Origin of the sequence: Allobosea sp. LjRoot9 (assembly GCF_964252745.1) — a bacterium.
Classification (GTDB): domain Bacteria; phylum Pseudomonadota; class Alphaproteobacteria; order Rhizobiales; family Beijerinckiaceae; genus Allobosea.
On the sequence record NZ_CAXUPC020000006.1, the window covers coordinates 17,870 to 41,968 of the forward strand.

At 66.4% G+C, this 24,099-nt stretch carries 20 protein-coding genes; 8 read left to right on the forward strand and 12 right to left on the reverse strand.

Translation table 11 applies throughout. The features are described from left to right. Positions 1-40: 40 nt before the first annotated feature. From ACSQ3P_RS21585 to ACSQ3P_RS21595, 3 genes are read right to left on the reverse strand one after another with little or no spacing between them, the layout of a single operon-like run. Positions 41-415, reverse strand: a complete 375-nt coding sequence (locus ACSQ3P_RS21585) for a c-type cytochrome (protein ID WP_436167536.1) — start codon at positions 413-415, stop codon at positions 41-43. Continuing rightward, positions 412-2,652, reverse strand: a complete 2,241-nt coding sequence (locus tag ACSQ3P_RS21590) for a molybdopterin cofactor-binding domain-containing protein (protein WP_436167537.1) — start codon at positions 2,650-2,652, stop codon at positions 412-414. Before ACSQ3P_RS21590 ends, ACSQ3P_RS21585 begins: the two co-directional genes overlap by 4 nt. A 10-nt stretch (positions 2,653-2,662) precedes the next feature. Further along, positions 2,663-3,109, reverse strand: coding sequence for a (2Fe-2S)-binding protein (locus ACSQ3P_RS21595; RefSeq protein WP_436167538.1), 447 nt, complete (start codon positions 3,107-3,109; stop codon positions 2,663-2,665). Positions 3,110-3,272: 163 nt separating this feature from the next. Between ACSQ3P_RS21595 and ACSQ3P_RS21600 the strand changes: the two genes are divergently transcribed. Then, positions 3,273-4,169: a LysR family transcriptional regulator gene (locus ACSQ3P_RS21600; RefSeq protein WP_436167539.1), complete on the forward strand. Its 897-nt coding sequence runs from the start codon at positions 3,273-3,275 to the stop codon at positions 4,167-4,169. Between the two features lie 65 nt (positions 4,170-4,234). Here ACSQ3P_RS21600 and ACSQ3P_RS21605 read toward each other — a convergent pair whose 3' ends face one another. Together ACSQ3P_RS21605 and ACSQ3P_RS21610 are read right to left on the reverse strand one after the other, a co-directional pair. Beyond that, entirely contained in the window at positions 4,235-6,232 is a 1,998-nt protein-coding gene (locus tag ACSQ3P_RS21605) for an FAD-binding monooxygenase (protein WP_436167540.1), read from the reverse strand. Positions 6,233-6,289: 57 nt separating this feature from the next. Continuing rightward, complete coding sequence (locus ACSQ3P_RS21610) at positions 6,290-7,072, reverse strand: class II aldolase/adducin family protein (RefSeq protein WP_436167541.1); 783 nt, start codon at positions 7,070-7,072, stop codon at positions 6,290-6,292. A 671-nt stretch (positions 7,073-7,743) separates the two neighbouring features. Between ACSQ3P_RS21610 and ACSQ3P_RS21615 the strand changes: the two genes are divergently transcribed. Then, positions 7,744-8,226 carry a MarR family winged helix-turn-helix transcriptional regulator gene (locus ACSQ3P_RS21615; RefSeq protein ID WP_069690515.1) on the forward strand — a complete coding sequence of 161 codons (483 nt, stop codon included), beginning with the start codon at positions 7,744-7,746 and terminating at the stop codon, positions 8,224-8,226. Between the two features lie 255 nt (positions 8,227-8,481). Next, positions 8,482-9,444, forward strand: coding sequence for a Bug family tripartite tricarboxylate transporter substrate binding protein (locus ACSQ3P_RS21620; RefSeq protein ID WP_436167542.1), 963 nt, complete (start codon positions 8,482-8,484; stop codon positions 9,442-9,444). Positions 9,445-9,849: 405 nt separating this feature from the next. On the opposite strand, the gene ACSQ3P_RS21625 is transcribed toward ACSQ3P_RS21620, so the two are convergent. Further along, positions 9,850-10,428: a hypothetical protein gene (locus ACSQ3P_RS21625; protein ID WP_436167543.1), complete on the reverse strand. Its 579-nt coding sequence runs from the start codon at positions 10,426-10,428 to the stop codon at positions 9,850-9,852. A gap of 541 nt (positions 10,429-10,969) precedes the next feature. Here ACSQ3P_RS21625 and ACSQ3P_RS21630 point away from each other — a divergent pair. Then, positions 10,970-14,557: a DUF2339 domain-containing protein gene (locus ACSQ3P_RS21630; RefSeq protein WP_436167544.1), complete on the forward strand. Its 3,588-nt coding sequence runs from the start codon at positions 10,970-10,972 to the stop codon at positions 14,555-14,557. Between the two features lie 68 nt (positions 14,558-14,625). On the opposite strand, the gene ACSQ3P_RS21635 is transcribed toward ACSQ3P_RS21630, so the two are convergent. The 6 genes from ACSQ3P_RS21635 to ACSQ3P_RS21660 all read right to left on the reverse strand — a co-directional run bounded on the left by ACSQ3P_RS21635 (position 14,626) and on the right by ACSQ3P_RS21660 (position 20,269). After that, positions 14,626-15,321: a DUF2161 domain-containing phosphodiesterase gene (locus ACSQ3P_RS21635; protein WP_436167545.1), complete on the reverse strand. Its 696-nt coding sequence runs from the start codon at positions 15,319-15,321 to the stop codon at positions 14,626-14,628. A 196-nt stretch (positions 15,322-15,517) separates the two neighbouring features. After that, positions 15,518-15,994 carry a YHS domain-containing (seleno)protein gene (locus tag ACSQ3P_RS21640; RefSeq protein ID WP_436167546.1) on the reverse strand — a complete coding sequence of 159 codons (477 nt, stop codon included), beginning with the start codon at positions 15,992-15,994 and terminating at the stop codon, positions 15,518-15,520. 26 nt (positions 15,995-16,020) lie between these two features. Continuing rightward, the gene (locus tag ACSQ3P_RS21645) at positions 16,021-16,506 is read right to left on the reverse strand and encodes a hypothetical protein (protein WP_436167547.1); all 486 of its coding nucleotides are present in this window, start codon (positions 16,504-16,506) and stop codon (positions 16,021-16,023) included. Positions 16,507-16,548: 42 nt separating this feature from the next. Then, positions 16,549-17,934: a tetratricopeptide repeat protein gene (locus tag ACSQ3P_RS21650; RefSeq protein WP_436167548.1), complete on the reverse strand. Its 1,386-nt coding sequence runs from the start codon at positions 17,932-17,934 to the stop codon at positions 16,549-16,551. A gap of 70 nt (positions 17,935-18,004) precedes the next feature. After that, positions 18,005-19,249: an OpgC family protein gene (locus ACSQ3P_RS21655; protein ID WP_436167549.1), complete on the reverse strand. Its 1,245-nt coding sequence runs from the start codon at positions 19,247-19,249 to the stop codon at positions 18,005-18,007. 72 nt (positions 19,250-19,321) lie between these two features. Further along, on the reverse strand, positions 19,322-20,269 hold the full coding sequence (locus ACSQ3P_RS21660) for an alpha/beta hydrolase family esterase (RefSeq protein ID WP_436167550.1): 948 nt from the start codon (positions 20,267-20,269) through the stop codon (positions 19,322-19,324). A 167-nt stretch (positions 20,270-20,436) separates the two neighbouring features. Between ACSQ3P_RS21660 and ACSQ3P_RS21665 the strand changes: the two genes are divergently transcribed. The 4 genes from ACSQ3P_RS21665 to ACSQ3P_RS21680 all read left to right on the forward strand — a co-directional run bounded on the left by ACSQ3P_RS21665 (position 20,437) and on the right by ACSQ3P_RS21680 (position 23,942). Then, complete coding sequence (locus tag ACSQ3P_RS21665; protein ID WP_436167551.1) at positions 20,437-21,009, forward strand: sigma-70 family RNA polymerase sigma factor; 573 nt, start codon at positions 20,437-20,439, stop codon at positions 21,007-21,009. A 120-nt stretch (positions 21,010-21,129) separates the two neighbouring features. Continuing rightward, positions 21,130-21,771: an NrsF family protein gene (locus ACSQ3P_RS21670; protein ID WP_436167552.1), complete on the forward strand. Its 642-nt coding sequence runs from the start codon at positions 21,130-21,132 to the stop codon at positions 21,769-21,771. Positions 21,772-22,475: 704 nt separating this feature from the next. Beyond that, positions 22,476-23,477 carry a tRNA dihydrouridine(20/20a) synthase DusA gene (gene dusA, locus ACSQ3P_RS21675; protein WP_436167553.1) on the forward strand — a complete coding sequence of 334 codons (1,002 nt, stop codon included), beginning with the start codon at positions 22,476-22,478 and terminating at the stop codon, positions 23,475-23,477. Positions 23,478-23,486: 9 nt separating this feature from the next. Then, the gene (locus ACSQ3P_RS21680; RefSeq protein WP_436167554.1) at positions 23,487-23,942 is read left to right on the forward strand and encodes a PaaI family thioesterase; all 456 of its coding nucleotides are present in this window, start codon (positions 23,487-23,489) and stop codon (positions 23,940-23,942) included. The last annotated feature ends 157 nt before the right edge of the window (positions 23,943-24,099 follow it).

Sequence of the window (24,099 nt, forward strand, 5' to 3'; positions counted from 1 at the left end):
AGATCGTCGATCTGGCGGGCGCTATCGCAGGCGATGTGTTTCAGCGCGAGCCGAGGAACTCGATGATGGCGCGACGCTCCTCGGCGTTGCCGAAACGCTGGATCATGCGGGTGCCACGAACCAGCGAGGCCGGATTGGCGAGGAACGCGTCCAGGTTCTCGGTGGTCCAGGTGATCCCGGATTCCTTGAGGCCGGTCGAAACATTGCTGCCCTGAACGGAACCGGCCTGGCGCCAGATGATGCCTTGCAGATGCGGGCCGACGCCGTTGCGGGCGGTGTCGATCTGATGGCAGGCGCCGCAGCGTTGCTGGAACAGCCTTTGCCCGGCAGGCGGCTGGCTGGTCTGGGCCTGCGCGGATTGAGCGGCACAGGCCATGAGCCCGAGCGCCAGCGAACCGAGAAAAACGCGCCTCATCCCTGAGACCCCTTCAGGTCGATCCTGGAGAGCGGCAGGCTGCGAATGCGCTTGCCCGCGAGCACCGACACGGCATTCGCGACGGCGGGAGGCACTCCGGGCAATCCCGGCTCGCCGATGCCGCCCATCGGCGCGCCGCTCTCGACGATCCGGACATGGACCTTCGGCATCTTGTCCGGCGACAGGATGGGGTAGCCGTCATAATTGCGGGCCCGCGGCATGCCCTTTTCGTAGACGACCTCCTCGAGCAGGGCCGACGACAGGCCAAGCGCGACCGCGGAGTTGACCTGCGATTCGATGACAGCTGGATTGACGATGCTGCCGGGATCGATCGCGACCCAGACATCGTGAACGACGACCTCGCCGTCGCGCAGCGAGACCTCGGCGATCGTCGCCACCTCGCTGCCGAAGGGCGATGCCATGGCGACGCCCCGCGCCCGCTGGCTGCCATCCGCCGCAGCGAAGGGCCCGCGCCGCCAGCCACCCGCCAGATCGGCTACAGCCTCGAGCAGCGCCTTGTGTCGCGGGCTGGCAGCAAGGAGCCGCAGCCGCAGCTCATAGGGATCATGCCGACCGACATCGGCCATCTCGTCAAAGAACGTCTCGTAGAAGAAGTCGTTCATGGAATGGCCGACCGAGCGCCAAAAGCCGAGGATCGCGGGATCGTCGACATGGATCTGCCCGACACGGCGGTTGGGGATCGCATAGACCTTGCCCGCAATGCCCTCGACGGTGGAACTGTCGACCTTGTCGGGCTGCCGGCCGAACCAGCGCCCGGTGGGGCCCTCGGTGACGGTGACCGCTTGAAGGGCGATCGGCAGTCCGTCCGCGTCGAGACCGGCCCGGAAGCGGGCGACGCTCATCGGCCGCAGCGCATCGCGCAGGAACTCCTCCTCGCGGCTCCAGATCAGCTTGACCGGACGACCCACCGCCTTGGCCAGCGCGATTGCTTGCGGATAGGGATTGGCGGTCTGGTAGAGGAAATGCCGGCCGAAGAAGCCCCCGAGGGGCGGCGAATGGATGATCACTTTCTCGGGCGCGATCCCGGCGACCTTCGCGGCGTCGGCCTGGAACATCTCCGGCGCCTGGTTGGGCAGCCACAATTCGAGCGTGCCGTCCTGGTTCCAGCGGGCCAAGGCCGAGGGAGGCTCGAGCTGCGCATGCGCCAGATAGGGCGCGTCATAGGTCGCTTCGACGACTGTCCGCGCGCGGTCGAAGGCATGGGTCGCATCGCCCACCGTCTCGAAGGCCACGCCTTGCCCCGGCATGGCCTTGAGCTTTGCCATATGGGCTTCGGAGGAGAATTCCGCCGGCATGACGCGGACGGAGTCGGGGCTCGACTCGGTCCAGGTCACCTGCAAGGTTTCGACGGCGCGGCGCGCCCGCCACCAGCTCGTGGCGAGCACCGCCACCGCACCTGGCAGCCGGTGGATCGAGTGCACGCCGGGCATCGCGCGCACCTCGGCCTCATTTGCGAAGGCGCCCGGCTCGAGGCCGAGACGCTCGGCATGCTGCACGGCCGCGTGCAGCATGCCCTCGAGCTTGAGGTCGATCGCATAGCGGATCTTGCCCGTGGACTTGTCACGCACGTCCAGGCGCGGCACCGGCTTGCCGATCCAGCGGAAATCGGCGGGCCGGCGCAGGGATACATTGGCCGGCACCGGTAGTCCCGCAGCCGCCTCGGCGATCTCGCCATAGGCAACGGCTCTGCCCGATGCGGCATGGACGACCCGTCCCGGCTGCGTCGAGAGCGAGGAGACCGGCACGCCGAGCCGCGTCGCGGCGGCCTGGAGCAGCATTTGGCGCGCGGAGGCGCCGAGCTTGCGCATCGTCTCGTAGCTTCTGCGGACTGACATACTGCCGCCGGTAAATCGCCCACCCCCAATCAGGAGATAATCGCGGCCGGGAGGCGCGCCCTCGACGATGAATTTCGAGGGCTCGACATCGAGCTCCTCCCCGACGATCTGCGCCATGGCGGTGAAGATGCCTTGTCCGCCCTCGATGAAGGGGCTGCGAAACAGGACGCTGCTATCAGGCCTGATTTCGAGAAAGGCGCGCACGCGTGTGCCCGGCACGATAGCCGCAGCGGCGCTCTGTGCACGCGCGGAGCCTCCCGGCAAGGAGATGCCGAGGACCAGCGCGCCCACCCCGCCGGCGAAGCCACGGCGGGACAGGTTCAAGGGGGTGGCCTCGGGCCGCTCGGCGGAGATGGCGGAAGTCGGAGTGATCGCGTTCATGCCGGCCTCCTCAGGCGCGCGCCGCATGCCGCACGGCGGCGGCGATGGCGTTGTAAGTGCCGCAGCGGCAGAGATTGACCATCGCGCCGGCGATGTCAGCGTCGCTCGGCTGCGGGCTCTGCTTCAGAAGCGCCGTCGCCGCCATCACCTGGCCGGATTGGCAATAGCCGCATTGCGGAACCTGATGGGTGACCCAGGCCTCGACGACCTTCTGGCCCACCACGTCGGAGGCGATCGCCTCGATCGTCGTGATCTGGGCCGCGGCGACGCTCTCCACGGGCGTGACGCAGGACCGCGTCGCCTGACCGTCGATCAGCACCGTGCAGGCGCCGCATTGCGCGAGCCCGCAGCCATATTTCGTGCCGGTCAGCCCGAGTTCATCGCGCAGCACCCAGAGCAGCGGCGTGTCGGGTTCGACCTCGACCTGATGCTTCGACCCGTTGATGCTCAGCTCCATGGCGCTCTCCTCGGGCATGGGTTGCGAAGCGCGACCCGTAGGCGGATCGCGTCTCTTGAGATCGCTTTTAGATAGCGGGGGGCCAGGACGCCGATTAGTGGCGATAATTCACTTGCATATATTGATGGGGGCCATAAATCGCCTGAGCGTGGGGAGCGCGCCGATGGCCAGGGAAGACTTCAACGATCTGATATGGTTCCTTGCCGTGGCGGAGGAACGCAGCTTCACACGGGCCGCGGCCAAGCTCGGCATCACGCAATCCACGCTCAGCCATACCATCAAGCGGCTCGAGACCCGCATGGGCATCCGCCTGCTGACGCGGACGACGCGCAGCGTCGCTCCCACGGATGCCGGTGAGCGCCTGAAGCAGTCGCTGGCGCCACGCGTTGCCGAGGTTGAGGCAGAGATCGCGGCGCTGATGGCCTATCGCGACAAGCCGGCGGGCACTATCCGTCTGACACTGTCGGATCATGGGCTCGAGAGCGTCGTCTGGCCGAAGCTGCGGCCTGTGCTAGGCGCCTATCCGGACATCAAGCTCGAATTCAGCATCGACAACGGCCTGCGCAACATCGTCGAGGATGGCTTCGATGCGGGTGTCCGGCTTGGAGAAAGCGTCGAGAAGGACATGGTCGCGGTCCGGATCGGCCCCGACTGGCGCCTCGTCGCCGTCGCCTCGCCGAGCTACCTCGCGACGCATCCACGCCCCGTGCATCCGCACGACTTGATCGGACACGACTGCATCAACATGCGTCAGGCCCGCGCGGGAGGCCTCTACGCCTGGGAGTTCGAAAAGGACGGCCAGGAATTGCGTGTCAGGGTGGACGGTCAGCTCACCTTCAACGCGTCCTATGCGATGGTCGATGCGGTCGTGAACGGTTACGGCATCGCCTACCTGCCCGAGGATCTCGTCGATCGCCACATCGCCGCCGGCGATCTGGTGGTCTTGCTCGACGAATGGTCGCCGCGCTTCCCCGGCTATTACATCTATTACCCTAGCCGACGGCAGAGCCTCCCCGCATTCAAGATCATCGTCGACGCGCTACGGCACACGGATGGTTGACCGCTGGGGACGGCCTTTCCCATGACGGCCGGCCGCTGAACGATCCAAATGGATCGGAAACGGCTCTAGGCGCATTTTCCGCGTGAATCCGGCTGGTCGAGCAGGACTCCAGCGAAGAAATCAGCGAGCGCACGGAATTCGCTCAGCGGCAGGACATGCGCGACATACTGGTCTGGCCTGACGATCACCAGGCAGCCGTGCTCGCGGTCGATGCCGCGCAGGTCGAAGATGTCGTGACCGTCGCGAAAATCGCGGCAGAACACCTTCTCATAGTCGACCAGGCCGAGGCGGCCCTTGCGTGGCAGGAGCAGGCCAGGCAGCGTCTCCACGGCGACGTCGCGATGCGCCTGCTGCAGGATCGCGCGAAGGTCGATGACCGCGTCGATATCGTCGCCCGGCCGCGTATGCCGGCGGATCGGCGATGAAGGCGAGGCCGCCAGGAATTCGCAAAGCGCCCGCAGTTGCGACGTTGCCGAGGACGGATCTGCCGAGTCGGCGAAGGCATAGAGGCGCCAGCGGCCATCGGCCTCGGCGGCATGGCCGAGCTCGACCGGCTTGGCGTCGCCAAGGCGCACCACCGGCGCGGAATGGAAGCGCGCGCCGATCGGAAACCCCGCCGCCAGGCCGGCATGGCTCGGCTCGCCGGTCAGGGCCGAGGCAGCGTAGCGGGTCGCGGTTCCCGCCGTGTAGCGGCCATGCCGGACGAAATAGGCTTCGACCGCCTTGGGATCGACACCGTCCCCGGTGTCGGAGGTTTTCAGCGGCGCGCTCAGCATCTTCGCCCATTCGCGATCGAAATCGATCAGCTCCCTGGCGATCGCCTGGCGTTCAGCCGAGTAGCTGTGCAGGAGTTCCGGCGAGCATTGCCCGCGCAGGACCGCGGCCAGCTTCCAGCCCAGGTTGAAGCTGTCCTGCATCGAAACGTTCATGCCCTGGCCGGCTTTCGGGCTGTGGGTATGGCAGGCATCGCCGGCGATGAAGACGGCGGGCAGGCGCTGCTCCACCTCACCCTCCGGCACATCGTCGAACTTGTCGCAAAGACGCTGGCCGATCTCGTAGACCGACCACCAGGCGACCTCTTTCACCTCGAATGAATAGGGCCGCAGGATCCGCTGCGCCGCGGCGATGAGATGCTCCACCCCGATATTGCGGCTCGCGACCCGCTCGTTCTCGCTGAGCTTGTCGAGTTCGACATAGATCCGGATCAGATAGCCGCCCTCGCGGGGGATGATCAGGATCGTGCCTTCGGCGGCGGACTGAATCAGCGCCTTCAGCCGGACATCGGGGAAATCGGTGACGGCGAGCACGTCCATGACGCCCCAGGCCTGCTGGGCGGAATCGCCATCCAGCCTGCGCCCGATCGACTTGCGCACGGCGCTGCGCGCGCCGTCGCAGCCGACGACATAGCGCGCCTTGACCGTCTCGATCTCTCCCTCATGGGCAGGATCGAGCCGCTCCAGCTGCACGGTCACGCGGTGCGATGGAGCGCCGCCATCGGCCGTGGGACCTGAGTCGATCTGCAGATCGAGCAGGCGGCGGGAATAATCCGGCTCCAGCCGGCCAGGCGAGCGCCTGATGACGTCGAGGAAGAAATCATGCACCCGCGCCTGGTTCAGGATCACATGCGGGAATTCGGAGAGCCCATCCTCGACATCCTGGATCCTGCCGCTGCGGATGATGCGCTCCGGCCGGGTTGCGTCGGGTTTCCAGAACACGGTTTCGTTGACCCAGTAGCTCTCCCTCAGGACACGCTCGGAGAAGCCGAAGGCGTCGAACATCTCGATCGTGCGGCAGGCGATGCCGTCGGCCTGCCCCAGTTCCAGAGGTCCGGGCTTCTGCTCGACGATCCGCGTCGTGATCTCGGGGAAGGCCGCCAATTGCGCAGCCAGCGTCAAACCTGCCGGGCCGCAGCCGACGATGAGGACGTCGACCTCACCCGGCAAGGAAGCGTTCGTCGAGGAAGCGCTTGTCGAGCAAGCACTTGTCGAGGAAGCCGCGCGATCGCTGGCAGGCTCGCAGATGGCGGGATCACCGGTTCGAAAACCGTTGAGATGAAATTGCATGGAGGCCCCCTTCAAACGAGGCGGAATGATCGAGGCGCTTGGTCGGGCCGGACGCCGTCAGCGCCGGCGGGCGCGGGCCTGCTCGAGCCACATCTCCCAGGGGCGATGGACCTGCGCTTCTATGCTCGCGACGCAGGCGCGGCTTTCGCCTTCGGTGAGATAGGTGACCTCGCCGAGCTGCATCGCCTGGAGCTGATAGCGTGCGTTGAGCTCGGCATAGACGGCCCGGTAGACCGCCTGCTTGATCGAGCTGCCGACCACGGTCGAGCCATGGCCGCGCATCAAGACGATGTCATGGCCGTCAAAATGCTCGGCGAGGGCGCGGCCGAGATGATTGCTGCTGATCAGCAGATCGGTCGCGTCGCCCCCGGCCTCGCGGATCTCGAAGACGGGCGCGCCCTGGCCGACGAAGCCGGCCATATGGAACATCGCCTTGAGCCTCGTGCCCTTGACAACGCTGAGCGGCACGATCGAATGCGAGTGGCTGTGGACCACGGCCATCACGTCGGGACGCCTGCGGAAGATCTCGGCGTGGATGAAGCGTTCGAGATAGACCTTGCGGCCGGCGGCGTTCACGGCCTCGCCATCGAGCGTGAATTCGACGATGTCTTCGGCTGCGACCCGGCTGGGCGCCATGTTGCGGGCGAGCAGGAAGCGATCGGGCCGGCCATCATGGCGCACGCTGATATGGCCGAACGCATCGACGACGCCCTGATCGAACAGAATGTGGTTGGCCGCGACGAGATCCTCGACGATCTCCGGGGAGGGCGCGACCGAGGCCGTGGCCGTGTCGGCCAGGTCGACGGCGATGGGGGGGTTGCCATGGTCCGAGGTGCACATAGGTCGGTCTCTCCTCGCCTTGATCGATAACTCTTTGTTTTAACGCGTTTTCTTCACGCGAACCGGTGTCCACGTCGCTCGAAAACGCCTTAGCCAGCGGCACGGCAGTCGCTCCGCCGTGCCAGCGCAGACGATCGGAGGGGATCGATGAGGATGCGAAGCTGCATGCGGCGCCGCGGATTCCCGAAGCCGGAAATCGCTGGGCCATCCTCCCATCCTTTCGATCTCTGACGGATCGTCCGTATACTGATTAACAGGATACGCGCAGATTTTTCACTGTCAACCGGCCGCTGGCATCGGCATCGCGCCCTTCGGTCCCGGCAGGGCAGGGGGAGCGCGATGGGATGGCCGAGATACGGGGGGCGCTTTGGACCGTTGCGCGAGCCCTCATCCTGAGGAGCCATTCCCTTGGGAATGGCGTCTCGAAGGATGCTCCAGGAGGCTCCCGTGCACGCTGGAGCATCCTTCGAGGCGCCGCTTCGCGGCTCCTCAGGATGAGGGCTGGAGTTTCCAGACAGGGCGCCGAGGTCGGTTTGACCGCTTACGGAATGAAAGCATACGATCTATAGCGGAAACCGGCGATCCGGCCGGGCAATATTCGCCTGTGCGGGCTGAGATCGCGGACATTCGAGCGGCGAGACCTGCTGCTGTTTCACTAGGGCAAAGCGACGATGTCGATGGATGATATCTATCTCAAACCTGGCCATCTCATTCGGCGCGCGCAGCAGATTGCCGTCTCGATCTTTCTCGAGGAATGCGCGCCGGTCGATCTGACGCCCGTCCAGTACGCAGCTTTGGTCACGGTGCGCGAGAATCCCGGCATCGACGCGACCCGCCTGTCGGCGCTGGTCGCCTTCGACCGTTCGACGCTCGGCAATGTGCTGGAGCGGATGGAGGCGAAGGAGCTGATCCTGCGCTCGGGCAGCAAGGACGACAAGCGCATCAAGGTGTTGCATCTCTCGCCGAAGGGCGAGCGCGTCCTGAGGGATGCCGAGCCGCTGGCGCAGCGTGCCCAGGAGCGCATCCTCGCTCCGCTCCTGCCTGCGGATCGCGAGGTCTTCATGCGGATGTTGGCGCAGCTCGTCGAGCTCAACAATGACGCCTCGCGCGTGCCGCTGCGACTTGCTGCGGTGCGCCCTCCCGACGCGGCCTGACGGCCCGGCCTTCCGAGATCGAGATTGCGGTCGAGGCCGTTTCACGAACCGGGGTTCGTGAGCGTTGGTTTGACAGGGCCGAGATGTGGTGCATACTGATAATAAGTATGCGTTCTTATTTCGCGAAATGACCTGCGGAGTCGGCAGTGCCTGGCGCTGTCGGGGCCTGCTCCACGGCGAGATCCTGATCGCAGACCGCCTTTCGACCTGAAGCGAGAACCGCCACCAAGGCGGCCGGATCTGGAGGAAACCCTGGTGATCATCACACGACGTGCCGCCCTGATGGGGCTCGCTGGCAGCGCGCTCTCGCCCCGGGCCAGCTTTGCTCAACGCAAGATCGTGAGGCTCGTCGTCCCCGCCGCCGCAGGCGGCGCCATCGACGTCATCGGCCGGCTCTACGCCCAGCGCATCGCGCCTGCGCTCGACGAATCCTGGGTGGTCGAGAACAAGGCCGGCGCCAGCAATACGCTCGGTGCGGCCGACGTCGCGAGGTCCGCGCCCGACGGCATGACCTATCTGACCAATGCCGACATCCACATCATGGCGAAACACGTGATGCGCAACGTGTCCTATGATCCGCTGACGGATTTCACGCCGATCTCGCGCTTCGCGACCTCGCCGATGGTGCTGATCGGTTCGAGCAAGACGCCGCAGACCATGCCGGCGCTGATCGCCGATATGAAGGCCAGGCCCGCTGAGTACAGCTTCGCCAATTCGGCACTGGGCAGCATGGGCCACCTCGCCACCGAGAGCTTCAAGCGCCGCACCGGCACGAGCGCGGAGCTGGTCAATTATCGCGGCACGGCTCCGGCGATCACCGATGTGGTCGCCGCCCAGGTGCAGCTGATGGTCGCTCCGCTCGGCTCGGCCCTGCCATTCATCAGCGATGGCAAGGTGCGCGCTTTCGCGATCATGGGTGCGCAACGCAGCAAGCTCCTGCCGAACGTGCCGACCGCTGGCGAGCTCGGGCTGGCGGATTTCGACTTCACGCTCTGGTACGGTCTATGGGGGCCGAAGGGCCTGCCGGCCGCGACGGTGCAGCGCGTCAATGCGACGGTGCAGGCGGCGTCAAAAGATCGCGAGATCGTCGACAAGCTGACCGCACTCGGCGCCGAAGCCGTGACGGAGGACGCGGCGAGCTTCGCCCGTTTCATCGAAGCCGAGACCCTGCGTGCCAACCGCGTCGTCGAAGAGGCGGGGATCAAGGCGGGCGGCTGACAAAGATTCGGCCGCAGCGGTTCGGTCGACCTCATTCGCATGCTGGCGCGGCGTAGCCTGCGCCGGGTGCGGACTCCTGGACGGTCAGTTTTTGTCAAACGGCACGCAATATTGCCCCCCGATCGGCGTCCAGTGTTGACCCCTTGATGAGGTGAGGCAGCGCGGCGCAACTGGCATGGGTTGCGCAGCCGCGCCGGCTCTGGGTCGGTGGAGCGCTTGGCTCAGAGCCTGTTCTTGAAGCGCCAGCTCTCGTTGCCGGTTTCGACGATGTCGCAGAGAATCTCGCACTGTCCAATGCCGGTCAGGATATCCTTTCGTACAGCAATCGCCTTCTCGAGCCCTTAGGCGCCCTCGCATGCAGACGAAATCATGCCTGGCCATTGCGGCGAGCGGTCGATCGTGGGTTCAATGCGGCGGTACGGCAGCATTCTCCAGCTCGACAGCGATTGCGTTCGCCAACCTTTGTCGGTCGCCAGTTGTCCACTGCACGAGAATGCGGGCAGCGGTGGCGGCCCAATACAGATTCCGCCTCGTCGGCACCGTATTGGCGATATCCAGTTCTTCGGCAAGGCCATGATCGTCGTGGCCGATCTCACGCGCGATTTCGTGCCACCGGTGCCAACGTTCGGCGGGAATTGAAACCGCCTCATGCGCAAGGTCGGCAATCATTGTGACACCCGTTGGCACGTCACGATTGACCGCGGGCGCTCCGACGGGACCGCGTTGTGGTGGGGCGGCAACGCCTTCCAGCTCGGTTGCGATCTCATCCGCCAGCCTTTGCCGGTCGCCGGTGGTCCACTGCGCGAGAATGCGAGCAGCTATGGCGGCCCAATACAGATTCCGCCTCGTCGGCACCGTATTGGCGATATCCAGTTCTTCGGCAAGGCCATGATCGTCGCGGCCGATCTCGCGCACGATTTCGTGCCACCGGTGCCATCGTTCGGCGGGAATTGAAACCGCTTCATGCGCAGGGTCGGCAATCATTGGGACACCCGATAGCGTGTCACAATTCACTGAAAAAGGCTCTACCGAAATGCGATGCGGACGCGCAAAACAGGGCATATGCGTCCGCAGTTTGCTACGTGCCGACGCCCCTGGCAAGTTTTTGGGCCATCCAGCTTGCGCTCCCGCCAGCGGGCACAACTGGCCCATGCTGCCTCTCGGAATCTCCGCTCCCCACCAGCCCGGTACTCGGCGTGGCCGGCAGGCCATGAGACACGCACCATTGGACACAGCCTGTGACGATACGTTATGCCATCAACGATGGTCTAGCTGCGGTTGAGGGTATGTTTTGGACGCTCTGGTTCTGCTCGGCCTCGTAGTCCTCGGCTTCCTCATCGCCGTCCCGTGGGCGGCCTTCTCCGCAAGCGGGCGAGCCAATAACGCGCTTGCACTTGTTGCAAAGCAGCAGGCTGAAATCGACGACCTGCGATCGGCAGTAGCCGCGCTTCGCAGAGCCCTTGTGGAACATCGCCAGCCAGAAGCCGACAGCGCACGCGCTGCCACACAGTGGTCCGCTCACGCTATGGCTTCGCCCGCGGATGCTGTCGTTCAGGCTGAGACCACCCTGCAACCGACGCCGGATATTCCGCCGGAACCCGTCACCGCTCCCCCGCCGCCGCTCGACGCATTTGAGGCGCCGTCGCCCCCTGTGGAAGAGATCGAGCCGCTTGCCGAGGCGGCCCGCGATGCCGAGCTCGAGCCGGAGGTCTCCCCCCAGGCCCTCGAAGCACAGGCCCTCGAAGCACAGCTCGAGCCCTCAGCATCACCGCCAGCGGCTGCAATCGCGGAAGTGCCGTTGCCTGCGCCAGTCGCTCCACGCCGCGATTTCGAAGAGGCGATCGGCTCGCGTTGGGCGGTTTGGGTGGGCGGTATCGCGCTCGCCTTTGGCGGGCTCTTCCTGGTTCGATACTCAATCGAGGCCGGAGTCTTCGGCCCTGGCGTGCGCCTGTTGATGGGCGCGGCCTTTTCGCTTCTCGCAGCCGCCGCCAGTGAATATCTGAGGCGGACCGATCGGATCGCCGATCTCAGCCCTGTCTCGGCTGCCTTCGGACGTTTGGGCGGCGCCAACATCCCCGGCGTTCTCGCCGGCGTCAGCGTGCTCAGCGGCTTCGGCGTCGTTTTTGCGGCGCATGCGATCTATGGCTTCATCGGACCGGGTATCGCCTTCGCGTTGATGGGGCTGATCGGCCTGGCCGCGCTTGCGGCATCTCTCGTCCATGGCCCGGTCCTTGGACTATTCGGCCTCGTCGGCTCCTATGCGACGCCCATGCTGGTCGCCAGCACCGCGCCGAGCTACGCGTCGCTATCGATCTTCATCGCCTTCGTCACGACGACCGCCTTCCTTCTGCATGCGCGGCGGCCGAGCCGGGTGGTCACGCTGGGCGCCGTTGCGGGACACGGCATCTGGACCCTGCTGATCGCACTGGCGGGTCACAATCCACCATGGGCCTCCTTCCTGCTGATTGTCGGCGCGGTGCTGGCTCTTGTCCTGCTCAAGGAATGGCCCGCGCTCAGGGGCCGGGCAGCCCAGGGCGTTTGGATGGTTTTGGGCTTCGACGCGGTCGGCCTCATCGCCATCGCCGTTCCGCTGGTTCTGTCCGGAATCATATGGACAGCCGATGGCGGTCCCGCGCCGCTGCACGCAGCCATTCTGATATCGGTACTGGTTGCAGTGCTCTCGTCGGCGCGGCACCGTGACCTTGCGGCGCTGGCGCCTCTGGCTGCGGCCGCAGCGGCGGGAATGGTCTTGCTCTGGCCAAGCCGGGAGGCCGCCTTCGGCATCTCGCCACATCTCGTCCTCGATCTCATCAGGCTGAGTTTCACGGGCAATGCCGGTCCGGGAATCGGATGGACCGCTGCCCTGCTGGCTGTGATCGTCGCCGGGCTTCCCTTCTATGCCCTGCTGACGCGTAAGGGCGCCGGCGCCGGTGGATTCATCATCCGCGGCTGCCTTGCCTTCGCCTCCGCGCTCGGACCGATCTGTTTGCTGCTGGCCGCGGCTCTGCGCAGCAACGGCTTTGAGCGCTCGACCGGCTTCGCTGCGCTAGCGCTCGTGCTGTCGCTGGCGCTGTTTGGCGCTTCGGAAGTGTTGCTGCCCGTCGAACGACGCAACACGCGGTCGCGGACAAACCCGCTCGCCCTCATCGGCTCGGCCGCCTATGCCGCCGGCGGCGCGATAGCGCTCGGCATGACTGTTGCCTTTGCGCTGCGCGAGACCTGGCTTGTGGTCGGGCTGGCCATCGCCGCAGCAGGCGTTGCCATCATCGCCAGCCTGCGCCCGATCCCGCTATTGCGCAGCATGTCGGCCGCTTTGGCGACGGCCGCATTCGCGCGCCTGGTCTGGCAGCCGATCGTCACCGAGATGGGCTCCTGGCCCATCGTCAACTGGGTGATCCCAGCCTATGCCGGTCCGGCGCTGTGCTTCGCTGTCGGCGCTCTGGCGCTGCGCGCAAAGCAGGATCGGCCCCGCAGCGTGCACGAGGCTTTGGCCGTTGTCTTCGGTGCGGCCTTCGTCTTGCTCGAAATCCGGCAGTTCTTCGCAGGGCCGGACCTCGTGCCGAACAGCACGCTGATGGCAGGCCATTATCTGGGGGAGCCACGAAACAGGCTCTTCGAGGAAGCCGTGATGCATGTCGTGGCGATCGGCCTCATCGGGGCAGGGTTGCAACGCCTTGCGCGCCGCCTGGCCGGGCGCATCTTCGGCCCGGCTGCAGACATCGCTGCCGCCGCCCTGATCGTGCTGAGCCTCGCTGGGCTTTGTGGCCTGCTCGATCCGCTCTTCGATGGCACGCAGGTGCTCGGGCCGCCTGTCTTCAACCGGCTCATGCTCTATGTGCTGGCCGGCCTGTCTCTGGGCGCGCTGGGCTTCGTGCTCGATCGAAACGAAGCACGCTCGCGCATCGGCGAGAGTCTCACGGCCAGCGCGGCCGTATTGGTGTCACTCGGGGCCATCCTCATCGTCCGGCACGCCTTTGCTGGCCCGCAAATGGCTCCGCGATCCGTTGAGACCGTCGGCTTCGTCGAGGCCGTCATCGTGACGCTCATGCTGCTCGCCCTGACTGCCGCGGCGCGGATCTGGCACACAGCCGCAAGCAGCCGCGTGACCGACTACGCGATGCGCGCACTGGCCGTCCTGGCGATCGGATGGGCGACACTGGCGCTCGGCATCCTGCGCAATCCGATGATCGATCACAGCGGGGTTTCCGGCCCCATCATCTTCAATCGGATCCTATGGGGATATGGCGCAGCAACCCTTGCCTTCGCCGGCCTTGCCTTCTGGACGCGCTCCGCCCGTCCAGCAATCAGTCGGGCCTTCGCCAAGACCGCGATCGGCGGGGCGGTGCTGTGCGCCTTCCTGCTTCTGAGACATGGCTTCCACGGGTCGCTGCTCGTCTCCGAGGTGCCGGTGACGCTGGCCGAAGCCGGTTGGTACGCGTCGCTCGGCTTCATCGCGGCCATTGCCATCATGATAGCCGGTTCGGTCAGGGTGTTCGGTCGCCCTGTCAGAGTGCGCGCGGAAAGCGCGGCTATCGCCTCCAGCGTTGCCTTCGGTCTTCTCTCGGGGCTGCTCGCCAATCCGCTGCTGACAGAGGAGCCCTTGGCCGGGCCGATCATCCTCGACAATGCGTTGGTCGGCTATCTCATGCCATCACTTCTCGCCTTCACTGCGGCGCGCTGGACACGCGAATACATCACGGCCCCGCTGGCTAGGCGCATCTTTGGCGCAGCCGCGATCATAGGTGGCCTGATCTACCTGCTGATCGAGGTGCGGCGCTGGTTCGTCGGCCCTGACCTGCTGGTCGACGGCGGAAGCGCAACCGAACTCTACGCCTACTCGGCGGCGCTCCTGCTCTATGGCGTCGCCCTGCTGGCGCTCGGCTTCCGGCTGCAATCGAAAGACCTCAGGCTGGCTTCCCTTGCGGTCGTCACTGTCGCGATCTGCAAAGCCTTCCTCCTCGATATGTCGGGATTGGAAGGCCTCTTGAGGGCGTTGTCCTTCATCGGCCTGGGAGCCTGCCTCGTCGGGATCGGGCTCGCCTATCAGCGCCTGCTGCGGCGCGAATTTGCGCAGCAGGAGAAGGCCGCAGGCGACGCCTCCGTCTCACCATAACCTTGGGCGCTTCGGAGAAGACGAGGCGTGGCGCGCCGAAAGGAGTTCGTGCGCGCCGTTTCCAGAATCTAGGCAGACGCATGCCCGGCCGGGTCTTCATGCCTTAGGTCGATCGCGGAGGGCGGCCACTTCTGTAGCGCGGCGCGACCAGCCTCGGTGAGCGCGTAGACCCCGCGATCGGCGCGTTCGAACCAGCCATAGACATTGCGATGCAGGATCTTCTGGGCGTCCGGGCAGGATGGCTTGAGATCGCGCAGCCGCTGCGGCGTCGACGTCATCGCCGCGGCGCAGGCAAGCGCCTGTTGCCGGTATGCGGTCATGATCGGCATTTTCGTGCCGCCGCCTGCGACCGGATCTCCCTGGCGCCGTTTGTGCTCCTCGACGAGCTTCGAGCGGCGCTTGGGATCCTTGCGCGGTGTCGGCGCCGCCGGGGAGACCAGGACATCGACGCGTCCGGATGAGGCGACACCGAGCAGCCCGAAGCCGAGGCGCCGGCACAGGTTGCGGTACCTGGCATCGCTCTCGCGTCCCTTTCCCCTGGCCGAGAGGCGGGCGGCCAGCCAGATCTCGTCGCCGACGCTCATCCGATCCACGCCTTGCAGGACAAGCTCGAGGTTGAAGCTGAGCTTCAGCTCCCCGATCACGACGACAGACGGGTCGCCCTCCTTGAGCCCGACAAGGTCGCATCGCCCGATCTCGCCCTTCACGGCATAGCCGAGGTTTTCAAGGAAGTGCTTGACCGGCAAATAGAGGGTCGTCTCCAACGCGAAATCTCCGGATGCAGCCAAACATCACTCCCGGAATCGGCTGTCGGGAGATGGGCGGCTGCCGCGACTATGCGGCGGCAGTCGTTTCGGAATGACAAATGGCCTCGAGGCCGCCCCGACGCCTGGATCCGTGCAAATCTAAAACCCGGCTCTCATCAAAGAATGAGAGCAGGATCGATGCGAAAACCGGCTCTCAGTTTTTCGCATCCTGCTCCAGCTTCGGCCAGTTGGCGTCGGCCCGGGCGATGTAGCTCTGTGGTTTTGCCAGCCAGGTCTTCCGGATGCCGAGGTCGTAGTTGAGATAGAGCCTGCCATCCACGATCGACCAGGCCTCGGGCTCGATCTTGACGAGATAGCCCCGCGAGGTGCCGTAGGCGCAAAAGCCGCCATAGGCCGGCAGGTAGCGCTGCGGATCCGCCTCGAACAAGGCCTTGTGCTCGGCGCTGGCGAAGCGCCAGGTGGCACCGCCATGGCTGACCGAGAACTCCGGCTTGCCGAGGCGCGGGCCGCCATCGCGGAAATAGGCGACCGGATCATAGCCGCGGATGGCGACGCCATCGCTTGAGCCCAGCGTATTGACCGGCTGGCGGGCCTCGGCCCAGCAGCCGGTTGTCGCCAACGGCACCACCGCAAGGCCGAGCAGTCGCATGAAATCTCGCCTGTCGAGCATGGCGTCTCTCCCTGTCCTGACGCGGCTCAGGCCCTGCGCGCTTCCAGCGCCTCGAAGACATAGGCCGCGAGGTAGCCGTAGATCGCGTGGCCGATGAGGCTCATGACGGAGAGGCGCGGCACGTCGTTGAGCAGGAAATGCTGGCCCGCGAGCGGCGCGAAGAAGCCAAGCGCGATGAAATAGGTGATCACGCCCCAGATCCAGCCATCGGCCGGCATGCCGAAGCTCTTCACCCAGCGGGTCAGCCCGTAATAGCCGAGCGGGTAGAACAGGAAGCCGGTGGTGAAATGCAGCAGCTTGGCCGTCGGCGTCGAGATGGTGAGGCCGAGCTGATGCGCGAAGAGCGACTTGACCAGCTCCGGCGGCTCCAGCGGATATTCGGCGAACCAGGCGGTCGGCACGGCCGAGAACAGCTCCCAGAAGCCGAGCGCGGCAAAGCCGCCGAGAGCGAGGTTGAGCACGCTGCGCGTCGAAGGCAGGGCAAAGCCCCGGGTCATGGTGGCGGTGGTCATGGCGTCAGTTCCTGTCGCGAGGGGTCCAAAGGGTCCAAAAGGTCAATGGGCGATGGCAAGCGGCGTCGCGGCGATCGCGAGCGCCGCGGTCCGGCTCGATGGCCGCTGTCGCAGCTGCGCCAGCCTGCGGGCGGCGTAGAGGTTCGAACCGCCGCGCCGGGCGAGGCGTTCACTGAGGACGTGGTTGGCCCGATCATGATTGCCGGAGCGGATCAGGCTTTCGATATGGGCCTGCTCGAACAGATCGCGCTGGGCGTGGCTGCCGCCGATGGCGACAAGCCCGTTGCGGGCGCTGCCGAGCAGGCGGGAAGCCTCGGCATAGTCGCCCTCATGGAAGGCGATCAGGCCGAAGGCCGCGAGCGCGCCGTTGCGGGCGGCTTCGCGCCGTTCACCGCTTCGATGGGTCTGGCAATCCTCGACCAGCCCGCGCGCGATGGTTTCGGCCGCGTCATGCTGGCCGGCGCCGAGCAGCGCGAGCGCGTAGTGCAGGTCGGCGAAGACGAGGCGGCCGTCATGAACGCGGCCTTCGGCCTTGGCCGCGAGCTCCTCCCAGCGCGAGCCGACATCGACGCCGGCATAGTCGAGCCTGGCCAGCAGCGAGGCGCCGTTGGCGATGTCGCGGTAATCATCGGTCTGCTCGCCGCGGATGTCCTCGTCATAGAGCCGCAGCACCTCGGCGGTCTCTCCGCGCTCCAGCCGGAACAGAGCGAGGTGCCAGACGATATGGAAGCGCAGATTATTGGCATGGGCCCAGTTGCGACCATCGCCGAGCCAGGTGACGCCCTCCTCAGCGCGGCCGGTCATCTCCAGCACATGCGCCACGGCATGGCGGCCCCAGGCGTCGCGCGGGCTCAAGGCGACCGCGCGGCGCCCAGTGCGCTCGGCCTCGGCATAGAAGCCCTGCTCTTCGAGCGCGAAGGCGTAGCAGCCATGGACATAGCCGGCGAGCGGATGGCTCTCCGCGAAGCCCGGCACGACGCGGTACAGGCTTGCGAGCATGTCAGCCTGGTCGCCGAGCATGAAGCGCAGGCCATGCGAGAGTTTCAGCGCCAGCACGTCGAACGGATGGCTCTCGAGGATGGCCTCCAGGCGTTGCGCCGCCTGGCGCGGCGCCTCTGCGAGCCAGAGCGCCAACGCCTCGCTGACCATGTGCTCGCGCCGCGTCACCGGGCGCTGTGCCATGGCGGCTTGCGCCTTCGCCAGGCAGTCGCGGGCCGCGCCGAGCAGTTCGGGCCGTGCCAGCGAGAGCAGCATCAGGCCCTTGGCGGCATGGGCGAGCGCGAAACCAGGATCGGCAGCCAGCGTGCGGGCGAGATGCTCGGGCGTCGCCGCGGCATGCGCCAGCAGCGCCTCCAGCGTGTCGTTCCAGGCGAGCCTTGCCGCGTCGTTCGCGACGGTGACGCGGTCGCCCGATAGATCGTGATACATGAGGCTGCTCCATTGCCGCGCCGAACAGGGCGCTTATCGGGGAGTTCGCAGGGCGCCGTTCAAACGGACATCAACTCGCTTCACGGACCCGTGTTGGCAGGGCTGCGGCCGGCCCCTCCTGCCGCACTGGCTCGAGCTTCGGCTTGGGGGCCGGGCCGGCCCAGGGCTGGCTCTTGAACCAGCCGACGATGACGGCGACCGTGAGGATCAGCGCGAAGCCTGCCAGGTTGAGCAGCGCGACACTGGCCTCGCGGCGCCCCAGCATGTCGGCGGCCGTGCCGGCGAGGCGCGCCAGCACGACGCTGGCGAGGAAAGTCGCGAGCGACTGCCGGCCGATCAGGATCAGGAGATGGCCCGCGCCGCTGTCGAGCCGCCGGCGCCAGGGTTCGATCAGGCTCAGCACGAGATAGGCCAGAGCCAGGAAGTGCAGCACGCGCAGGATATGCAGGTTGCTCTTCTCGGCTTCGGGGATGACCAGCTCGCGCAGGGCCTGCGCGGCGGGCCAGTGCTCCAGGATGCCCCAGAAGGAGAGCGGCACGCAGAGCAGGACGAAGCTGGTGGCGGCCAGCATGAGCCGCCTGTCGCCGAGCCGCGGCACCGGCAGCCATTTCATGCCGATGAAGAAGCCGATGAAGAAGACGAGCTGCCAGGCGAAGGGGTTGAGGAACCAGCCGGCTCCATTCCAGGGATTGCCGGGCAGGTTGAGTCCTTCGCTCCAGACCAGCGCGTAGAGCAGCCCGGCCAGCAGAAAGGGCAGGGCGGCGTGGAGACGCCTGAGCGTCATCGCGACCGGCACCAGCGCCAGGATGACGAGGTACATCGGCAGGATGTCGAGATAGTCGGGCTGCCAGGTCAGGGTGGCCAGGCCGAAGAGCGCGGTCTCCGCGTCGCTCAGCAGCGGCGGGAATTGCCTGGCGAGCTCGGCCAGGCCGAAGACGCGGTCGAGCAGGCCTGTAAGCGCGATCAGCGCCAGCACGAGGCCGAGCTGCGCCCAATAGACCTGCCAGATCCGGTAGGCGATGCGCGCCGTGCCGAGCAGGAGGCCGCGCCGGACGAAGACGCTGCCGAAGGCGAGCGCGCTGGCGATGCCGGAACAGAAGACGAAGAGCTCTGCGCCGGAGGAGAAGCCGAAGCGCGCCGGGATGAAGGCGTTCCAGCTGTTCTCCGGCAGATGCGCCACGAAGATGATCAGCATGGTCAGGCCGCGGAAGAAGTCGAGCCGCTCGTCGCGCGGCCGCTTCGCTCCCCGCGGGGAGAGGCCGGCGAGGGGCGGTGTGTCCTCGGCGTGGTCTGGTGAACTCGTCGCTTGGCGCATGCAGGGTCTCCGGCGGGCCGCGTCAATGGCTGCGCGAGAGAGATCGCAGCGGCCGGCGCCGCGGTTACATCTTCACGGAAATGTGAGCCTGGCGCCGGTGCGCGCGGGCGGCGCCTCGGGCGGCATGATCAGCCTCCAGGCGCGCTCGACCCAAGCGGCGGAGGCGATGTGGCCGCCAGTATGCAAGCAGAGTTCGAGCCGGGCCGGGCCGGCGCAGCCGCTCGCCAACCGGCAGCTGAGCTCAGGAGGATCGGCTGGCGCTTTCGTGTCGGCAGCCCGAGCGTCTGCGGCCCAGGAGGCGGTGCAGCCTTCCGGCGCCAGGATAGCCAGGCTCTTGAAGACATCGCCTTGCCGGTAGCCGGAACGCAAGCTGCGTCCCGTCAGCGGCACGGTGGTGTCGCTCACGCCATGGACATGGATCAGGTTCGGGCGCGGACCGGCGCAGCCGCTTGGCAGCGGCTCCCAGAATGCGCCGGCGATCGGCGCGAACCCGGCAAAGCGCGCCGGCATTCGGCAGGCCAGATACCAGACCATCGAGCCGCCTTGCGAGAAGCCGCTTGCCATGATGCGGCCGGGGTCGATCGGGAAGCGCCGTGCGACATCATCGAGAACGCGGCCGACATAGGCGAACTCGTCGCGGTGATGGCCGGGCGAACCGGGATAGGACCAGGTGCGGGCCATGCCATCGGCCGCGATCAGGGCGACGCCGAGGCGTTGCGCCACGCCGACGATCCCCTGATCGGCGATCGTCTCGTCGGCCGAGCCCTGATAGCCGTGGAAATACAGGATCGCGCCGCCGCGCTGCCCGGCCGGCGCCCGCTGCGGCAGGACGATGCGGTAAGAACCGCCGTCGACCAGACAGCCGCCCTCAGCCGGACAGGAATCGACAGGCTTGCGATCGGCCGGATTCTGGGCCGGCGCGGGGCCGGTCAGGGCAAAGGTGGCAGCAAGCGCCACCATCCAGCAGGCAAGACGCTGTCTCGCTGCCAAAGTCCTTGCAGCCAAATCCCTCGCGGTCATCTCCGAGGCTCCTGTGCATGCGCGCCCACAGAGCGCCTCCCGCAGGCGCGAGCCTATAGAGTAGGCCAGCGGGGTTCATCACCGGGTCACGGGCTTGTGAGCCCTGTGACGGCATGCGACGGACTAAGCCGGATTTTGCCTCGCCATCCCCGGAAAAGCGCACAGCCTTGTCGCTCCTCGAACTCGAAACGCAGCTGCGCCCCGTCTTCCTGGCTGCCCTGGCCGGCGATGCCGCGGCCTATCGGCTCTTCCTCGACACGATCAGCCGGCGCCTGCGCGGCTATCTCAGACAGATGCTGGCGCGCGCCGGCCGCGGCGAGCCGAGCGAGGCCGAGGACGTGCTGCAGGAGACCTTGCTGGCCCTGCATCTCTCCCGCCACACCTATGATCCCGCGAGCCCGGTGACGGCCTGGGCCCATGCGATCGCGCGCTACAAGCTCGTCGACCATCTGCGCCGCAGCGGCCGTCACGCCGCAAGCCTGCCGATCGACGAGGAGGCGTTTCAATTGGCCGCGCCCGACAGCGCCGCCCCCGATGCCAGGCTCGACCTGGAACGCGCGCTGCAGGCTCTGCCGGAGCGCACGCGCGCTCTGATCGACCGGGTCAAGCTTCAAGGCGCGAGCGTGGCCGAGGCCGCGAACGCCGCGGGAATGACCGAGACGGCGGCCAAGGTCGCGATCCATCGTGGCTTGCAGGCCATGGCCAAATTCCTGTCGAAGCGCGGGACACGACCGGCATGATCCCGCTGCAAGATCGATGCACCGTAACCTTTCGCCGGCTTGCCGCGAATTCCCTCCTGAGCCGAACTTATCCGCAAGATCAGAACCGATAAGATCAGACATGCGAACCCAAGATCAGACATGCAGACCGACAACCTGATCTCCCTTATGACCGCGAGCCACCGGCCGGTCGACACCGGCTGGCTCAGGCGCGCGACCGGCCTCGCCGCGCTCGCAGCGCTTGCGGTCACGGTCGGGCTCGTGCTCGTCACGCTCGGCACGCGGCCCGATCTCGCTCGCGCCTGGATGACGCTGCCGGTCATCGCCAAGGCCGTTTTCGGAGTCAGCGTTGCGAGCATCGCGCTCGTTTTGTTCCAGAGGAGCCTGCGTCCCGGGCTGAAGGCGGAGCGGCTCCTGCCGATGCTCGCGATTCCGCTGCTGCTGGTGACGGGCTGGGCCCTGCTGACCCTGAACCAGGCGCCGGTCGAGCAGTGGAGCGCGCTGGTCTTCGGCCGTTATTGGCGCGCCTGCCTCATCGCCGTGCCGCTCTATGCGCTGTGTCCCCTCGTCATCCTGCTGTTGCTGGCGCGCCGGGGCGCCCCGACGGACGGGCGTCTCACCGGCGCCTGCGCCGGCCTTGCCTCGGCCGGCCTCGCTGCAGTGGCGTACAGCCTGCATTGCCCTGACGACACGGCGCCATTCCTGGCGACCTGGTACACGCTCGCCATCGCGATCGTGACCTGCCTCGGCGCGCTCATCTTCCCGCGCCTGATACGCTGGTGAGGCCGGCTCCAGCTATTCGGCCCAGGCGCCTGAATTCGCCATATTCTGCCTTTATAGACTTCGGCTCGGCGACGATTCGTTCGGCCGGCTCCAGATGCGCTGATCAAGCGCCGAGCTTGGTATCCGTATTCATCGAAGTTTGACCGCTGCTTGGATGCAGCGTGCCGCTGCGCTTCTGCGCGCGCCGAATCCCCCCAAAGCGTAACTGCTGCGCGGCTCTGCCGCGTCGCGAATGGATCACTATGCACAATACCTATGAAACCAAGCCTGCAACCGGGCGTCCGCGCCCTGACCTGACGAACACGACAAAGACTGCACCCCGAAAATCCGATCCGAACTGGAAGCCGGAGCCCTGCGGCCTCACCCGCGCGGAGCTGCGCAAAATCGTCGCGGACATCCTGGGATGAGGATCTTGCGCCACGCGGTCGCGGCCGAAGCGAATGAGACGCTCGCGCTCGAGAGGCGCCATGTTACGCTTGCCGAGTTGCGTTCCACCGACCGAGCTACCGCCTTGGCAATTCAGGCTTGGAGCGTTGAGGAGCCTTGCCGAGGTCGCATATGTCGTCGATATGAGGGCCGATGAGTGCCCCGCATGTTTTCAGGCGCGCGATGCGTGCCGCGTTCGGAGCCTCACCACGATCAACCTGGCAGCCGGCTCCGGTGGCACGCGAAACGCCGCGCATACACTGACTTGCAAGAGAAAAATGCAGGATCATCAAGTACATAGGTTTTCTGTCGCGCCGATGATGGACTGGACTGATCGGCATTGCCGCATCATCCATCGCCTGATGTCGCGCCGCGCCCGGCTCTACACCGAGATGGTGACGGCGCAGGCCGTGATCCGTGGCGACCGCCAGCGCCTGATCGGTTTCGACGATTTCGAGCATCCGGTCGCGCTCCAGCTCGGCGGCAATGATCCTGTCCTGCTCGCTGAAGCGGCGCGGATCGGCGCCGATTTCGGCTATGACGAGATCAATCTGAATTGCGGCTGCCCCTCGGACCGCGTCCAGGGCGGCGCCTTCGGGGCCTGCCTGATGCGCGAGCCCGGCCTCGTGGGCGATTGCGTCGCGGCGATGAAGGCTGCCGTCTCCATCCCTGTGACGGTGAAATGCCGCATCGGCGTCGATGATCAGGATCCGGAAGAGGCGCTCGATGCGCTGACTGCGGCGGTGCGCGCGGCCGGCGTCGACGCCTTGACCGTCCATGCCCGCAAGGCCTGGCTCCAGGGGCTCTCGCCGAAGGAGAACCGCGAGGTGCCGCCGCTCGACTATGAGCGCGCCTACAGGCTGAAGGACAACAATCCCGACCTCATCGTCACCATCAATGGCGGTATCCGCGCGCCTGAGGAATGGAGCGGCCATCTCGCCCGTCTCGACGGTGTCATGATCGGCCGCGAGGCCTATCAGAACCCCGAGATCCTGCTCCAGGTCGATCCGCTGCTCTTCGGCGCGGCCGCGCCGGTCGCGGACGCCTTCGCCATGCTGGAGGCGCTGGAGCCACATATCGCGGCGCATCTCGAGCGGGGCGGACGGCTGCATGCCTTCACGCGCCATCTCGTCGGGCTGTTCCCGGGCCAGCGCGGCGCGCGCCTGTTCCGCCGCCATCTCGCCGAGCATTGCGTTTCCGCGGAAGCGGGGCTTGTCGATCTGCGCGCAGCGGCGGCGCATGTTTCGCGTTATGAAGACGCGGCCGTCGCAGCCGCCTAGGAGGCGCTCATGCCGGACGTCTCGCCTCTGCAGGAGGACATGGCCCGGCGGATTGCCGACAGCTTTGCCAAGCAGGCCTTCATGACCACGCTCGGCGCGCGCTTGCTGCATGTCGGCCCCGGCGAGATCGAGATCGACTTGCCGGTCTCGACGCATCTGACCCAGCAGCACGGTTTCGACCATGCCGGCGCGGTCGCGAGCATTGCCGATTCCGCCGCGGGCTATGCGGCGCTGACGACGATGCCGGCGGGGGTGGGCGTGCTGACCGCCGAGTTCAAGATCAACCTGCTTGCGCCGGCCGCCGGCGAGCGCCTGCTCGCCAAGGGCAAGGTGATCAAGGCCGGGCGCACCTTGACGCTCGCCATGGCCGAGGTTTTCGCGATCTCGGGCGGCACCCCCAAGCTCTGCGCCATGCTGACCGCGACCTGCATGACGATCGCCGGGCGCGAGGGCGTGTCCGACTAGAGCAGGATGCGAAAAAGTGGGAACTGGTTTTTCGCATTGATCCTGCTCTAACTCCTTGATGAGAGCCGGATGATTTTAGACGGAGTCACTTTGTGACTCCGTCTAAAATCATCCGGCTGTAGGGCGTGGACTCATTGGCACGTAGCCAAATTCTGAT

Bases quoted from the DNA above. Each gene is read 5' to 3' on its own strand.
- ACSQ3P_RS21615 (WP_069690515.1), top strand. From the start codon at position 7,744: ATGTCGATGGATGATATCTATCTCAAACCTGGCCATCTCATTCGGCGC.
- ACSQ3P_RS21600 (WP_436167539.1), top strand. From the start codon at position 3,273: ATGGCCAGGGAAGACTTCAACGATCTGATATGGTTCCTTGCCGTGGCG.
- ACSQ3P_RS21680 (WP_436167554.1), top strand. From the start codon at position 23,487: ATGCCGGACGTCTCGCCTCTGCAGGAGGACATGGCCCGGCGGATTGCC.
- ACSQ3P_RS21660 (WP_436167550.1), bottom strand. From the start codon at position 20,269: ATGACCGCGAGGGATTTGGCTGCAAGGACTTTGGCAGCGAGACAGCGT.
- ACSQ3P_RS21585 (WP_436167536.1), bottom strand. From the start codon at position 415: ATGAGGCGCGTTTTTCTCGGTTCGCTGGCGCTCGGGCTCATGGCCTGT.
- ACSQ3P_RS21645 (WP_436167547.1), bottom strand. From the start codon at position 16,506: ATGACCACCGCCACCATGACCCGGGGCTTTGCCCTGCCTTCGACGCGC.
- ACSQ3P_RS21625 (WP_436167543.1), bottom strand. From the start codon at position 10,428: ATGATTGCCGACCCTGCGCATGAAGCGGTTTCAATTCCCGCCGAACGA.
- ACSQ3P_RS21610 (WP_436167541.1), bottom strand. From the start codon at position 7,072: ATGTGCACCTCGGACCATGGCAACCCCCCCATCGCCGTCGACCTGGCC.
- ACSQ3P_RS21640 (WP_436167546.1), bottom strand. From the start codon at position 15,994: ATGCTCGACAGGCGAGATTTCATGCGACTGCTCGGCCTTGCGGTGGTG.
- ACSQ3P_RS21590 (WP_436167537.1), bottom strand. From the start codon at position 2,652: ATGAACGCGATCACTCCGACTTCCGCCATCTCCGCCGAGCGGCCCGAG.
- ACSQ3P_RS21630 (WP_436167544.1), top strand. From the start codon at position 10,970: ATGGCTTCGCCCGCGGATGCTGTCGTTCAGGCTGAGACCACCCTGCAA.
- ACSQ3P_RS21605 (WP_436167540.1), bottom strand. From the start codon at position 6,232: ATGCAATTTCATCTCAACGGTTTTCGAACCGGTGATCCCGCCATCTGC.
- ACSQ3P_RS21650 (WP_436167548.1), bottom strand. From the start codon at position 17,934: ATGTATCACGATCTATCGGGCGACCGCGTCACCGTCGCGAACGACGCG.
- dusA (WP_436167553.1), top strand. From the start codon at position 22,476: ATGCAGGATCATCAAGTACATAGGTTTTCTGTCGCGCCGATGATGGAC.
- ACSQ3P_RS21595 (WP_436167538.1), bottom strand. From the start codon at position 3,109: ATGGAGCTGAGCATCAACGGGTCGAAGCATCAGGTCGAGGTCGAACCC.
- ACSQ3P_RS21670 (WP_436167552.1), top strand. From the start codon at position 21,130: ATGCAGACCGACAACCTGATCTCCCTTATGACCGCGAGCCACCGGCCG.
- ACSQ3P_RS21655 (WP_436167549.1), bottom strand. From the start codon at position 19,249: ATGCGCCAAGCGACGAGTTCACCAGACCACGCCGAGGACACACCGCCC.